The 15,865-nt window shown below is 60.7% G+C and carries 7 protein-coding genes; all 7 read right to left on the bottom strand.

All coding sequences use genetic code 11. The annotated features are described in order from the left end of the window. Positions 1-2 precede the first annotated feature (2 nt). Positions 3-1,352 (bottom strand): HlyD family type I secretion periplasmic adaptor subunit, encoded by a 1,350-nt coding sequence (locus ACODSP_RS19390; protein WP_488967192.1) that lies wholly within the window; start codon positions 1,350-1,352, stop codon positions 3-5. 39 nt (positions 1,353-1,391) lie between these two features. Continuing rightward, positions 1,392-3,149, bottom strand: a complete 1,758-nt coding sequence (locus tag ACODSP_RS19385; RefSeq protein WP_488967191.1) for a type I secretion system permease/ATPase — start codon at positions 3,147-3,149, stop codon at positions 1,392-1,394. A 172-nt stretch (positions 3,150-3,321) separates the two neighbouring features. Further along, positions 3,322-3,852, bottom strand: coding sequence for a hypothetical protein (locus tag ACODSP_RS19380; RefSeq protein ID WP_488967190.1), 531 nt, complete (start codon positions 3,850-3,852; stop codon positions 3,322-3,324). A gap of 32 nt (positions 3,853-3,884) precedes the next feature. Next, positions 3,885-5,408 (bottom strand): class I SAM-dependent methyltransferase, encoded by a 1,524-nt coding sequence (locus ACODSP_RS19375; protein ID WP_488967189.1) that lies wholly within the window; start codon positions 5,406-5,408, stop codon positions 3,885-3,887. 74 nt (positions 5,409-5,482) lie between these two features. Next, positions 5,483-6,703 carry a glycosyltransferase family 4 protein gene (locus ACODSP_RS19370; RefSeq protein ID WP_488967188.1) on the bottom strand — a complete coding sequence of 407 codons (1,221 nt, stop codon included), beginning with the start codon at positions 6,701-6,703 and terminating at the stop codon, positions 5,483-5,485. A 22-nt stretch (positions 6,704-6,725) separates the two neighbouring features. Then, positions 6,726-10,685, bottom strand: a complete 3,960-nt coding sequence (locus ACODSP_RS19365) for an O-linked N-acetylglucosamine transferase, SPINDLY family protein (RefSeq protein ID WP_488967187.1) — start codon at positions 10,683-10,685, stop codon at positions 6,726-6,728. A 260-nt stretch (positions 10,686-10,945) separates the two neighbouring features. Further along, entirely contained in the window at positions 10,946-15,817 is a 4,872-nt protein-coding gene (locus ACODSP_RS19360) for a beta strand repeat-containing protein (RefSeq protein ID WP_488967186.1), read from the bottom strand. Positions 15,818-15,865 lie beyond the last annotated feature (48 nt).

The following is a 15,865-nucleotide window of genomic DNA, read 5'->3' as shown; positions in this document are numbered from 1 at the left end:
GATCAGGTTTCCTTGAAGGCCTTGAAGAAGCTGTCGGTCAGCGGACGCATCAGATATTCGATGATGGTACGTTCGCCAGCCTTGATCAGCACTTCCGCCGGCATGCCGGGGATCAGCTTCTGACCGTTCAGATGGCTGAGCTGATCCTTCGACACGCGAACGCGCGCCAGATAGTAGCGGTTGCCATGCTGATCAGCGGTAGCGTCAGCTGCAACCGTTTCCACAGTGCCCACCAGGATGGGAATATGGCGTGTGGACAAGGAGGAGAACTTCACCTCCGCTTCCATGCCGGGGGTCGCAACATCCACATCCATGGGCAGAACCATGGCTTCGATGATCAGATCATCGTTGCTGGGCACCAATTCCATCAACGGATCGCCCGGACGGATAACGCCACCAACGGTGTGCACTTTTGAGTTGACGATGATGCCGTCGGTCGGCGCCTTCAATTCCCGGCGCTGCAACACATCGGTGGCGCTGGTCAGACGGTCCTGAAGATCGAAAACCTTGGCCTGGGCCTCGGACAGACCCTTGGCCACATCTTCTTCGAACTGCTTGCGAACCTGGATGGCCTGCAGACGCGCTTCACCGCTGGCCACCTTGTTACGGGCGATTTCAGCAACGTAGTTGCCGCGGTCACCGTCCAGTTCAGCCCGGCGACGCTGCAATTCAAGCAGGCGGGTCTTGGATGCGTATCCCTTCTCAAACAGCTGCTGAAGTCCCTCAAGCTCGCTGTCGATCAGGGTGATCTGCTGCGTGTTGGCCGTCACCTGGGCCTGAAGGCCCTTGCTCTGCTCTTCCAACTGCTTGACGCGCTGATCGAGGATGGAGAGCTGGCCGCCGATCGCGTCCCGGCGGGCCTTAAACACTTCCTCTTCCGACTGACGGATGGCCGCATTACGGCCATTGTCACCTGGGCTAGCCAATTCGGTCGGGAACTTGATGATATTCGCCCTATCGCGCTCGGCAATGAACCGGGCTTCCTGGGCCTTGGCCGTCAGGAACTGGCCATATAGCACGTCGCGCTGTGCCTGGGTTGTCACCTCATCCAGGCGCAGCAGCACGTCACCGGCCTTCACGACCGATCCGTCACGCGCCAGAATTTCCGAAACAATGCCGCCTTCGAGATGCTGGATGGTCTTGCGGTTGCTATCCACACCGACAAGGCCGGAAGCAACCACGCCCTTGGCGATGGGGGCAAACATGGACCAGATCATGAGGCTGCCAAAGGCAGCCGCGATCAGGATCAGGCCCAAACGCACCACGGGCATTTCGTCGGTCGGAACAGCGGTCAACTCCATCACTGGAGACAGGGCCGGAACACTGCTTTTTGAAGTCAGAAGCTTCATCATGGTCGACACTTTCGATGAGAGCCGGCCAGCGGCGCGCAATCAGGCGCTCGTGCTGGCGGAAGGGGCGATCTGACCGGGGGCCGGCTGCTGCTGAACCTGCTGGTTCTGCGCAACGGGACGGGTCAGGCGGGCAAGAACGTCCTGCTTGGGTCCGAACATCTCCACAAGGCCGTCGCGCAGAACCAGGATCTTGTCGACATGGTTCATGACGCTGGGGCGGTGGGAAATCAGGATGACCGTTGCCTTCCGCTCCTTCAGCCGCAAAAGGCCCTGCACGAGGGCGGCCTCACCATCGCTGTCCAGATTGGAATTGGGTTCATCGAGGACGATAAAGCGCGGATTATCATAAACAGCACGGGCCAGACCCAGCCGCTGCCGCTGCCCGCCCGACAGGGCGATTCCGCCGGGACCGATCACCGTGTCATAGCCGTTCGGCAGACGCAGGATCATGTCATGCACGCCGGCAAGCTGTGCCGCTTCGACGACTTTGTTGGGGTCAACCTCACCGAACCGGGCGATATTCTCCTTGATGGAGCCATCGAAAATTTCGACATCCTGGGGCAGGTAACCGATATGCGGCCCCAGATTCTCATGCTTCCAGGCGTAGACGTCGGCACCATCCAGACGAACGGAGCCGCTATGCGGCGCCCAGACACCGACCAGAAGACGGGCCAGAGTGGACTTGCCGGCAGCACTTGGCCCGACCAGGGCCAGCGACTCACCGGCGGCCAGGGCAAAGCTGACGCCCTTGATCGTGGGGGTGGTCCCGCCCGGCGGGACCGCCACCACGCGTTCCACCGACAGGTTGCCCTGCGGTGGCGGCAACTCCATCGTTTCCGTTTCGCTGGGGAATGCGAGAAGGAGCTCATTCAGACGGGCGTAGGCACCGCGCGCACTGATGAACATCTTCCAGGAACCGATAGCCTGCTCCACCGGTGCCAGGCCACGCCCCATGATGATGGAGGCCGCGATCATGATACCGGGCGTGATTTCATTCTCCAGTGCCAGATAGGCCCCCATGCCCAGGATCGCGGACTGCACGAACATGCGGGTGAACTTCGTCATGGCGCTGATGAAGCCGGCATTGTCGCTGGCAATAGCCTGCAACAGCATGGCCTTGTCCTGGTTGAAGCGCCAGCGGCGACGAATGCCGGGCAGCATGCCCATGGCCGCCAGAACCTCACTGTTCTTGAGGCTGGCTTCTGCAAAGGCTGTGGCCCGCAGGGCATGGTTATTCGCTTCGGACAGCGGCTTCTTGGTCGCAACCTCGGTTGCCCAGGCCAGGGCAAAGAGAATGACGGCACCGCCCAGTGCCACAAGCCCCAGCAAAGGGTGCATGAGGCAGACGATACCGATGAAGATCGGCGCCCAGGGGGCATCGAAGAAGGCGAACGGGCCTTGGGAGGTGATGAACTGGCGCACCGTGTCCAGATCGCGCAGCGACTGGCTTCGGTTGGCGGCCGGCGCCCGGAGATTCAACGAGAAAATGGCATCGAAGACTTTCGATCCCAGCGTGTGTTCCATCTTGCCGCTGACGCGCACCAGAACACGCGACCGGATGACCTCCAGCAAGGCCATGACGAGCATCATGGCCGCGATGATCAGACTGATATAAAGCAGCGTCGCTTCGCTTCGCGCAGTCAGTACGCGGTCATAAACCTGCAGCATGTAAATGGGCGCGGCCAGCATCAACAGATTGATGAAGAAGCTGAACACCCCGACAAACCCGAACGCCCGGGCCGACTTCTGTAGCGCCTGCCGCAGCGGAGACTGAGCGCCTGCGGGGCGTCTATTCATGATTTGCATAATGAGCGCCTGTTCATTCTCTAGGCTGCGCCGCCGTCCTCCAATAGGCCCGGCTTCCGCAACGGGTGCATCTTACCCACCCACCTATGCGCAGGCAATATCAGCGAGTCACTGAAGTCACAAGCTGAACCGTGATGTGACCGACACTTTGTCTCATGCTTGCTCAGGACAGAAGGCGGTCGCGAGGGATATCCATGGTTGACCGGCGATTGAGCCATGCCAGTTCACCAATGTCCCACTCCGCGTCGCAAATCTTGTCGTAAAGTAGACCAACCAATTGAAAGCCATGTTCGCGCGAGCAGAGCAGTTTGGCTTTCTCCTGCTCCTGGTTAAACAACATCATGATCAGCTGTTGACTGTCGGCACGCAAATCAAGACGGTCAAGAAGATGAGGCCCCGACTTCCGGGGCAGCGACGGCAACGGGTTGTTGTCCGCTACTGTGGCGTTTCGCCGCGACAGAGCCTCCGCCTGTTCAAACAGCAGAACTTCCTGACGATTACGCGCCGCGGCATCGGAAGCCGAATGCGAGGTTTGCCCCAACAGTTCCATGAGGCTCGCCAGAAGCCGGCGGGCGAGGCGGCGGGTCAGCCAGAAATCAACCCGCTGCACCTCGTCCCGGACTGACAGAAAGATGCGGTCCTCGCTCTCGACATAGGCGAGGTCCACAAAACGCCCGACCACAAGGCTAGGCATATCCGTCCCTGCCGGCTCCGACGTCGCTGTCATCATGCGATCAGAAGGTTGCGGAGCAGAGGCAACGTCTTCTCCACGAAGCTGTCTGCACGCACCTTCATCTCGGCCAGATTTTCGTCTTCGGTGTCCAGGGTCCGCCCATCCTTGACGAAACGCTGGTTCAAGGATTTCAGCTGCTTCCAGGTGCCGGCAACGATGTCCTGACCGGATTTATGCGCGGCCAACATCAGCAGGCTGATGCGATCCATCGGCAGCCCACCGCCGGTGACGGGCGAGGCCAGGAAGTTCAGATCGCTGGAGAAGCGGGCATGCTCCATCACTGCATTATTGAACCGCTGGGTCCCCGGCAATGCCGCCTGTACATTCTTCTCCGAAGAGCAGGGATGACAGGCGCTGTAGGCGGTCAACACCGCCAGCGCCTGGCAGATCTGGGCGAGATTGTGGGACGGCAATGCCTTGATCAGATCGATACCACGGATCGGACCCTTGGAAATCACATCCGCGATCGGGCCATAGACCTCGGGGCTGAGGGAAAGCTCACCCAGCGACGTCGCGATCTTCAACGGCGAATCAACGCGAGGAACAATACCGACGAAACGCGTATTGCTCCAATATTCCTCCTGGCGGCGGTTGCCCAGGGGCAACGCACCTTTGGCGAAGATGTCACGTCGGAACTGCTGATTGACAATGAAGTCCTTCAGTTCCTCCCGCCGCGTACCGACGGCGGCATCGGAAAGCAGCTTCAGCTGCTCCTGGGTGAAGCAGAAGCCTTCAATCGAGTCCACGATATTTGCAGATGCGATCCAGCTGAGTTTGGCGCTCGCCAACTCGTCAACAACCTCGCCATGGTAAAATGGGGTCCAGTCGCGATTGAAATATTCATGCGCCAGGTAGGAACGGGGTTGCCCATTGATGGCTTTCAGCCTGTCCTTGGCCGCCGGTACGTTCATGAAGTAGCGGGAATTGGCATCAACCAATGTTTCAGCCGCTTTCAGCGCCGCTTCGATCCGCGCGAGGATGGGCCCGTTTCCAGTCGCGGCATGATCAACGAACAAACGGCGCAGGGGCATGATCGGCGCCCAGCCGGGCATGGTATTATAGGAGATATAGACGATGCCACCGACCTTCAACTTCGAGGCGATGAAGTCGACAATAGCCTTGCGGTTCTCGCGGCTGATCCAGCTATAGATACCATGCAGGGAGATGACGTCGAAATCCGGCAGGTCCGTCCTTTCCAGCATCTGTGCGAAGCTGCTGTCCAGAAAATGGACATTCGTTGTCCCGGCTTCCGCCGCCAGCGCCTGCGCGCCGGCAATCTGCGACGGGTTGAAGTCGTTTGCGTAGAATTGGATATGGGGGTTCGCGGCTGCCAGGATGTTGGTCGACAAGCCCTGCCCACATCCCAACTCGCAATAGGTGACCGAGGCGGACATATCGGGCGACAATTGCCCCTTTGTGACAGCCGCCAGTTGTAGCAGGTTGGGGGTCAGTTCACGGTAGAAGCCATATGTGTAGTTGATTTCAGACACATACCCAGAAGACCATTCGTTGGACATCGAACCCCACCCCTATCATCCGGCGCACGTTGCAGCCATTGTGCTTACCTTACCAGACCAAGCGCGGCAACGACCTATCGACCGGCCACGTTGGCAATCAGCTGCCCCTGACGGGGAAGACAGATACGGCGCAGGTCATACCGGTCCACAATGGTCTGGCGCGCCTGCTGACGCAGGCCCATGAACCGCTCCGGCCTTTCCAAGGCCTCTACCACCCGATCGGCGATATCTTCGTAGTCAAAGAAATTGACCAGCAGACCATTCTGTCCATGGTCGATCACTTCCTGCACCGGTTCGGTGGCGCTGCCGATCACCAGCCCCCCGCAGCTCATCGCCTCCAGCATGGACCAACTAAGAACGAAGGGATAAGTCAGATATACATGGGCCGCGGAGAGGCGCATCAGCGCCACGAAGGTTGGATAGGCGACCGACCCGACAAAGCGGATCCGGCTGATGTCCACGCGATCAGCGACCTCATCCAAAAACATCTGCTTCCAGGTTTGACCCTCTGGGGGTTTAGCACCGTAGGAAACGCCGTCCGCACCAACCATGATGATGATCGCATCCGGGCACTTCGCCTGTATGCGCGGAATAGAGCGCATGAAGCTGTGATAGCCGCGATACGGTTCGAAATTACGGTTTATGAAGGTGACGATCTTCATGCCGGGCCGCAGCACCGTCTGATCCGCGCCCAAGACCAATTCAACGTCCCGGGAAGGTGTCAGCATATCGGTATCGACCCCGTCATGGATGACGCTGATGCGGTCCTGAACACGGCTGGGATAGGAGGATCGTTGCCAGAAGGTCGGGCTGTAGCCAGCGGTCATGGCGTCGAGGCTCAGAAGTCCATTGGCATTCTTCGCACGGACGCGGGCCGAATTTCGCCAGCCCAATTGGGCGAATTCAGGATCGAAAGTGACATCCGTTCCATTGGCCGCATAAAAGAACTCAAGAAAATGCAGTTGAGGGACATTGGGCCAGATGTCCCGCAGGAAAAGCATCTCCCCCCATCCCGGATGGCCGACAATAATGTCCGGCACGTAACCGCTGGCACGCAGTTCGTCGGCAGCCATTGCACAGGCCTCGCCCCGGATCATCTTGGTTTCGACATCCGCCGCCCAGGGATGCACATTTGGTGTGCTGCCACGTTTGGGGCGATAGCGGATCAGGTCGATGCCACCGCCCTCTATGCCATCAATGGCCAGGGCCTTTACATTATGACCGGACAGCACGAGCGCCGGCGCCAGGCTTTTGAACTGCCCAGGAAAATTTTGATGAACAAACAGGATATTCATTTTCAGTATGAGCCTTTGTCGATCAGCCTTGGACGCCATCAATCTTATTGAGCCAATCCTGCCACATCGCGCGGTAAGCTTGTTCCATTTCTCGTGCAAAGCGGACTTCGTCGGTCAAAGGCGCCTTGGCCATGCGTTCACGAAGTTCCCCGCGCAGGGCCGCCAGGCGCGGCACATCAGCGGCCAGAGCCACGGCTGTGTCGATATAGGCCTCAAGGTTGGGTGCCGCCAGTTCCGGCATGCCCAGGCTGCTGAGGAAGGCCAGCCCCATGCGGCTGGCGAATCGGGGCGGGAAATCCTTGCCGTCGGCCCCGGTCAAGGTCACCAACGGCACGCCCAGCCACAGGGTTTCGCAGGTCGTGGTGCCCCCACCGAACGGGAAAGGGTCCAGCGCGATGTCGATATCCCCGTGCAGTTTCCAGAAACTTTGATGATCAAGCCCGGCAAACATGCGCAGCCGATCCGGTCCGATGCCCTCAGCGGCAAAAAGGGATTGAACCTCCGTGCGCTGGCTCCCCTCCGGCACACAGATGACAAGATGGGAGTCCGGTACCCGTTGGAGGATACGGGCCCACGTCATCAGCACCTGCCGGGAGTTCTTGGAAAAGCGATTGAGACTGCCGAATGTGATCCGTCCGGTTTGAAGACAGGGTGCGGGGGACGGGTCGGGCATGTCCGGCAAGGGACGGTAGCACCACATGGTGCCGGGTAGGCGCCAAAGACGCTCGCTGTAGTCGCCTTCCGTACCCACCGGGTCAGCGTCGTGATGTGTCACGCGCCAATCCATGGCCGACAGGCCCGTGGTCGTGACATAGCCCATCCATGTCACCTGCACAGGCGCCGGCTTGCAGGCGAAAACCTTGAGCCGGTTGCCCAGGGTATGACCCGATAGATCGACAAGAATATCGATGCCATCAGCACGGATCTGCTCCGCCATCTCCTCGGTCGTCAGGTGGGGACAATGCCGCCAGTGATCGGCACGACGCTTGAACGCCTCTGTCCAGTTGTCGGCTTGCCGGTGGCTGTAATAGCAGAATATCTCCACATTGGCCGGGTCATGACGCTCCAGCAGCGGCAGGGCGAAATAGGCAACCGCATGCCGGCGGAAATCGGCGGAGACATAACCGACGCGCAGACGCCGACCGGGCGAGCGGTCATTCAGGAAAGGCCGCGGATCACGCAGCTTCTGGGCGACCAGACGATCATAGGCCCTGTAAGCGTTCAGAATATCGTGCGGCCCCGTTTCCGGCGCGTAGGTCATGCAGGTACCCAGATTGCTGAGTGCTTCCGACATGTCGGGCTGAATGGCCAGGGCGCGCCGGTAGCATGCGATGGCATCGCCATACTGGCTGCGAAGCTGATAGATCGTCCCCAGATTGCAATGTACGCCCGCGATGTCCGGGCGCAGTTCCGTTGCCCGCTTGTAAGCGGCCTCGGCCTCGTCCAGCCTATGGAGAGCCTTCAAGGCATTGCCGAGGTCGGTCAGGACCGGCACCGAATCAGGATCATAGGTCAGCGCATCGCGCAGCGTCTCAATCGCATCCAGGAATGCGATCAGCTCAATCTGGGCAGCCCCAATGGCCAGCCGAACCGTCGTCTTGTCCTTGGCCGACGTATCAGGCGTCATCAGATCGCGGGCCGCAATGAAACAGCGCAAGGCCGCTTTCATGTTTCCGACCTGACGCCAAGCCTCACCGGCGGCAAACTGGGCATCAAGCCAATCCGGATTCTCGGTTACCAGCCGACCATAGATCGCGCTGGCGTCGCGCCATCTCTTCAGCCCCGCAAGCGCGGTACCAACGCAGAACCAGGAATCGCGCTGTCCAGGGTCAAGATTGACGGCCCTTTCAGCCAGGGTCAGCGCTTCTTCATACTGGCGGTCCTCACTCAGGGCAGAGGCAAGGTAGCGCAGATAACTGGTATTGGTGGGGTCCCGTTCGATGGCAGCTCGATAGCAGGCAATACGCTCGGCGGGCGCGGCGTTGAGCTGCTTAAGCACGATCCCGAGATTGGCATGAATGACGGCTTCATCATCATTCAACGCCAAGGCACGCCGCAGGCGTTGTTCAGCCTCTTCCATCTGGCGCTGTGCGAAAAGGCGCAAGGCGCCTTCATGCTCGCGCAGGGCCTGCTGACGCTTGTCGCTGCGTACCAGCATCTCATCCCATGCCTGACAATAGGCCTGTTCGAGATGCCTGGTGAAGCCGGCAGCGTCGCACAGGGGCGAGGCCCACATACGGTCACGCAGCAGACCACGCAGTTCCTGAAGCAGCGCGGAACTTGCCGCCAGTCGGCGCGCCAATTCCACATAATGATCCGGATCGCGCGCGGCGAGGCCGGCCAGGCTGATATTGTTCAGAAAACTCAATGTCTGGCGTGAGACCGGGCGGGACAGCGGCAGTGTGACGATGGGTACACCCATCCACAGCGCCTCCAGGCTGGTATAGCCGCCGCTGAACGGGAACGGGTCCAGCGCGATGTCGATATCCGCATATTCCGCCAACAAAGCGTCATGCGTGCTCTGTGGACGACATTCCAGCCTGTCTTCCGCAACACCGTGCCCCGCAAAAGCCGTGCGCAGGCGCGCAACATGCTCCGGATCGGCATAGGATCGCCATTTCAGGATCAAACGGCTGTCCGGCACCTCGGTCAGGATGCGCGCCCAGGCCGCGATCACATGCTCATTGATCTTGGCGCTATTGTTGAAACTGCCGAAGGTGACGTAGCCGTTGCGCAGGAAGGGCGGGGGCGATACCGCCGGCGCAAAATCCACGGGCGTGTAGCAGAAGCGGTTATGGGGCAGACGGATCACCCGTTCCGTGAACAGGGATTCCGCCCCCTCGGGCGCGTGCACCGGGTCCATGATGACATAGTCCATGTCCCGGACGCCGGTTGTCGCGAAATAGCCAAGCCAACTGATCTGAACCGGCGCCGCCCGGCGCGCAAACAGGGGCAGCCGGTTGCCCTGCGTATGGCCGGACAAATCGACCAGGATGTCGATCCCGTCATTACGGATCATGGTATGGACCACATCATCCGGCTTGCCGGCAATGTCACGCCAAGTGCCAAAGCGGCGCAGACCCTGGGTCAGATGATCGGCAACGACAATGTTGCTGTAGAAGAATATCTCAAACCGCGAGAGATCATGGCGGGAGACGACATCGCGCGCCAGCAGGCCGGCAACATGCTGACAGAAGTCGGCAGAGACATAGCCGATGCGCAGCCGCCGCTCCGCCGGCAGCGGCAGCGCAGGCAGGAAGGTCGCTGCGCCGAAACGAGCGCCGTAACTCACAGCCGTATGGCGGATGGCCTGATCGGACAAAAGCGGGTGATATTGCTGGGCCACCAGGATGTTCGATGCAACACGGTTATCGGTGGGGGTGATCGCCAAGGCGCGGTGTAAAAGGGACAGCGCAGCTTCGGCCTGCCCCGCAGCCTGTTCGATCAATCCCAGATTGCTCAAGGCTTCATGCCGTTCCGGCCAAGTTTCCACCATGTGACGATAGGTGGCGGCGGCGGCAACCAGCTTGCCCTGCTGCTCCTGCACATCGCCGAGATTCAGCCAGCCACTATAATTTTGTGGATCAAGGGTCAGAGCGTGACGGTAGTTGCCCTCCGCCTCGACGAACAGACCGAGTTCCTGCTGCGTATAGGCCAGATTGTGATGGGCCATGGCCATGGCCGGCTTCACCCGGATGGCTTGCCTGTAACGGTCCAACGCCTCGTGTCGCCGACCCGTTTCGCGCAGCAGATTGGCAAAGTTGAAGATGAGGTCTGGACTATGGGGATCAACTTCCAATCCACGACGAAAGCAGGCGTCAGCCTGGCTTAGCAGACCCATGGATTTAAGCCCCGACGCCATATTGGTCAGCGCAGCGACATGGTTTGGATCTGCCTCCAGGACCCTTTCATATAATTCCATGGCGGCGGACGTGTTCCCGTCGCGATGAAGGGCCAGAGCCTTCTTAAACAGATCGGTCATTACGCAGTCCTTGAGCGCCTTGCACCGGTCGACCCCGACCCCTTTACCGGGAGCGTTGAACCTATTCATACAAGGTCGATATGGGTCGCAGGCCTAGCTCCCACATATCCTATCTTAGGTATGGAAGCACTCTTTCATACGATGCGACCGTTCAGACATCCGAAAAGAAAAAAGGCCCCCACTTCCGAACCGGATGAGGGGGCCTTTCAGTCTTCAAGACGTCCTTCCGCCGAAGCGGAAGGACGCTTTGTACGCAGTAATTAGAGGATCAGGATGCCGCCGGCGGTGGTGCCGGTGGTGATCAGCGACGTACCGGTGATACCAACCAGATCCACCAGTTCGCCGCCCGCCGTAGCACCCGTCTGGGTGTAGACGTAGGTGTGAGCGATCGAGTTGATCGTGGCGGTGAAGTACACGGTATCGCCAGCCGAACCGATGTCGTTGGCCGCAAGGGCCTGGACAGCAGCGGCCAGAGACTCTGCGCTGTTGATGGTGACAGCACCGGTGGAGCCATCGTTGCCGGTGAAGAAGGTAGCAACACCGGTGGCGATGTGGACCGAGCTGACAACAACGCCACCAACGGTCAGGGTGCTGTCGTTGGTCAGCGCGGCCGCATCAGCAGCGACTGCACCGGTGCCCGAGACGTCCAGCACGTCGCCACCAGCCAGGGAGAAGTCGGTGATGATGTCGTAACCGGACACCGCACCGCTGTTACCCGTGCCAGAGAAGCTCGGCGTGGAGTCACCCGTGGCGATGATGAACGTATCGGTGCCATTACCGCCCGTCAGGCTGTCGGCGCCGGTACCACCGGTGATGGTGTCGTTGCCTTCACCACCGCTGATGGTGTCGTTACCAGCACCGCCAACCAGGCTGTCGTTACCAGCGCCACCGCTGATCGCGTCGGACATCGACGTACCGGTGATGGTGTTGGCCAGCGACGAGCCGGTGATGTCGGCACCGAAGCCACCGGTATACTGGGACAGGTTGATGTTCTCGAAGCCCTTCTGGACAGCGGTGTTGGTGGCACCGTTGAAGAAGGTGATCTGATCGACCGTGCTGGACAGGTCCACCACGATACCACCCAGCGGCGAGGAACGGATGACGGTCAGGGTGTCGGTGCCGGTGCCGCCATCGAGAACGTCATTGGCGTTCTTCATCTGGAAGCTATCGCTACCGGAACCCGACGTGATCGTCATGGCCGAGGTGCCCGAACGGGTATCAATCGTGAAGTTGCTGGCCAGCGTGCTGGCATCGATGCTGGTCACATTGTCCTGCACCGTGGTCAGCGTAAAGGCCTTACCCGACCCACCGCCCGTGATCTTGTGGGTCACGGCGTTGTCGGTCGTGCTGTTCTGAACCGCCAGCTTGAAGTCTTCGCCGGTGGCGGCGTTGAACGTCCAGTTCTCGATGCCGTTACCAACCAGGGTCAGGCCCGTCGTGGCTGCGGTCACGTCAACCAGGTTCAGCGTGATAGCATCAGCCGTACCGGAGGAAGACGCCAGACCGAAGGTCAGGGTCTTGCCGTCGGTGTAGTCAGCCGCCAGCTTGTTGGCGTTCAGAGCGCCGCTGCTGGCAACACCGATGCTGAGCGTGGAGGCAGCAGCGATGTTGGTCAGGTTCAGGTTCTGCGTACCGCTCAGAGCCAGCGTCGAGTAGCCGGTGACATTGGACAGGTCAACGGTGGAAGCTGCCGTCACGGTGTTCAGCTCGATCGCCTCGAAGCCGCTGATGCGCGGAGCCGAGTTGTAAGCGTTGAGCTCAACATGGAAGGCGTCAGCCGTACCAGCGCCACCGGTGATGGTGTTGGCGGAAACCAGACCAGCCTGCAGAACCTCGACATCGACAGCACCGAAGAACTTCGAGAAATCGATGCTCTTGCTGCTGGCATTGCCCAGGCCATCGGTCGCGGTGAAGCTGATCAGCGGGTTGTTGCCCGTGATGACCAGATTCGTGGCCGAAGCCAGACCACCGGCAGTCGACACCGTCACATTGGTGTCGGTGCCGTTGATGGCATCGGCAACATGGATGTTGACGTTCTCGACGTTGGACAGGTTGGCGAAGCTGACGCCACCGGCCAGCGAAGCCGACTTGCTGTCGATGGTGGCGGACAGCGTGTCGCTGGTAGCGGTGCCACCGGTCACGGTGTCGCTGTTGTCGAAGCCGGAAGCGATGGTGAAGGTACCTGCACCATTACCACCAACCAGGCTGTTCGCGCCCGCACCGCCCTTCAGGGTGGCGGCGCCGGTGGCGGCAACCGTGGCCTTGAAGGTACCGGTGGTGATGCCGCTGGCGTCCACGGTGGTGACCGTGTTCTTCAGCGTGCCCAGATCCAGCGTGTTGGCACCATAAGCGCCAGAGGCGTTGATGGTCGTGGCCGTGACGTCAGTCAGGGTCAGGGTCGCGCCGCCCACCGAGGCAACCGCCGTCAGGTTCAGCGTCTCGATGTTCGAGGTCTTCAGCGTGGCCGTCTGCGCGACGGTGCTGTTCACGCGAACGGTCAGGCTATCGGCGGTGCCGGTGGCATCAGCCAGCGACGCCGTCAAGGTGCCGGAGTAGGCCGTAGTAGCGCTACCCAGACCAACCGTGGCGGCAGCGCCCAGGTTGGTGGAGGAAACGGCGCCGGAGCCCGTGTAGTTGATGATGCTGGCGCCAACGATGGTCGAGGCGTCGATCGTGGCAGCGGAAGCAGCGGCCAGGGTCAGCGTCTCAACACCGGTAACGTTCAGCTTGCCGGTCGTCGCGGTCAGGCCACCGATGTCGGCGGTCAGCACGTCAGCCGTACCGGCGCCACCATCAACGGTGTCGTCGTTGTTCAGGTTACCAGCGAAGGTGAGGGTGTCGTTGCCCGCACCGCCGGAGATGCTGTCCTTACCGGACGACGCCACGATGGTGTCGGCAGCGGTACCACCCAGGACGGTGGCGCCAGCGGCCAGCGTAACGCCGGTGCCGTTGAAGCTGCCGGCCAGAGCGGAAGCATCGACCTTGGTCAGGGCGGCGCCACCGGCCGTCAGGACCACGCCATGCGTACCGGTCAGGGTCAGCGTCTTCACGGCGGCGTCGGTCACGGAGACCGTGTTGCTGCCCGAAGAAGCAACGGAGTTGATCGTCAGCGTCTCGACATTGGCGACCGTAACGGTACCGACGTTTGCACCAGCGGAACCCGAGTCACCGACGCGGATGTTCAGCGAGTCCGTCGTCTGGGTCGCAGCGTTCGGAACAGCGATCGTGACGCTATTGCCGGTGACGGCGGCCAGATCAACCACACCACCGCTGGCAACGGTCAGCGTACCGGTCTGGGCGGTGCCGAAGCGAACCGAACCAATGCCGTTGGTCGTGGTCAGGTCCAGCGAACCATTGAAGCCCAGCTGCAGAACCTCGATGCCCTTCACATTCGTGAAGGCATCGGTGCCGGAGATGGCGGTCGACACCACCAGAACGTCAGCCGTACCAGCGCCACCGTCGATGGTGGAGCTCTTCGACACGGTGTGGATGGTCACCTTGTCGTTGCCCGAACCGCCCGTGACGTTCACGAACTGGGCATCACCCTCGCCGGACAGGTCCAGGGTCAGCGCGCCGGAGAAAGCCGAGGCATTGACGGTCTGAACGCTGGTGGAGGCCGAACCAGCGGCGTCGAACATGTTGCTGTTCGACAGGGTCAGGTCCTTGTCGCCGGTGACGACCAGGGTCTTCAGCTTGTCGTCAGCCAGATTGACGGTCGACTTCGTGCCGGTGGACGAGATCGTGACGGTCTCGATACCGTTCGAGGTGATCGTGCTGCCCACGACGTTGTTCACGCCGATGGTGGCGGCATCAGCCGTACCGGAAACAACGGAAGCCTGGTAGGTCAGCGTCAGGTCAGCACCCGAAGCGGCATTGTTCAGGCTGGCCGAAACAATGTTCTTCAGGTTGTTGACGGTGACGTCAGCCGTGGAGCTGTTCGAATTGATGTTGGTCAGACCAGTGAAGTTGGTCCCATCAATCGTCAGAGCATGCGAAGCGTCCGAATCCAGATTCTGAACGTTCAGAATTTCGATGCCGGTCGTGGTGACACCGGAAACGGTCGTGCTGCTGGACAGGGTCGAGGTGACGGACAGGGTGTCCGTGCCGGTGCCACCGTCCAGGATGTCGCCCGAGTTCAGCGCGCTGCCGCCCGAGGACAGCGAGGCGTTGAACACGTCGTTGACAACGCTGCCGGTGAACAGATCGGAAGCGGTGGTCAGGGTGAAGGTCAGCGAGGACGGCGGCGGAGCGGCGTCGACGATGGCGATCACGCTGGAGGTCAGGATGGAGTTCAGGCCGCTGTCGAACAGCGTGACCTTGAAGCCTTCCAGGCCTTCGTTGACGCCATCAGCGGTCGGGGTGACCGTGAAGGTGCCCGTGGTCGAACCGGCGGGGATCGTCACCGTACCGGTCACCGAACCGAAGTCCGTGGCCGAAGCAGCACCCAGAGCGCCACCCTTGGTGTCGCCGGTGATGTTATAGGTGAAGACCGTGTCAACGGCGACCGGCAGAGCGGACGTCACGGTGAAGGTCAGACCGGTGCCTTCGGTCACGGTCACGGTCGGAGCGGCGATCGCGAAGCTCTGGGGCAGCTGCGGGAAAGCACGACCTTCGGCGGCGCCGTAGGTGTACCAGTGACCGCGGGCAACGCTGTCGGACAGAACGGCCAGATCGGGATTGCCGGCCTTATAGGCGGCAACGCTGAAATTGACGGTGGCCTGACGGCCTTCGGCGGCGCCGTACTGGTAGAAGTGCGTGACGAGCTGCGCGTCGCTCAGACCCAGGTCGACCAGATCCTGGTTGTGGGCCTTGTAGTAGTCCAGGTTGAAGACCTGGGACGACATGGCGTTACGGCCCTCGGCGGCGCCATAGGTGTAGAAATGGGCGCGCAGCGCGGCGTCGGAGGTCACGCCGGCTTCAGCCAGATCCGGGTTGTTCGCCTTGTAAGCGTCAACATTGAACAGCGGAGTGGCCACGCGGCCTTCAGCGGCGCCATAACGGGTGAAGTGATCCAGACCTGAAGTGAAGAGCGTCACACCGTCGGGCTGCAGCTTGCCGATGACGGCGGCCACATCCGGATTCTGAGCGAGGTAGTAAGCCTCGTTAAAGACGAGACGCGAAGTGAGAGCCATCGTAGGATTCTCCGTGAGTTGGCTATTAGGCAGCGCCTTACTGGTACG

Source organism: Niveispirillum sp. FG156 (genome assembly GCF_057809555.1).
Note: the sequence above shows the minus strand (reverse complement) of the source record. Positions and strands in the feature narration are given on the sequence as shown.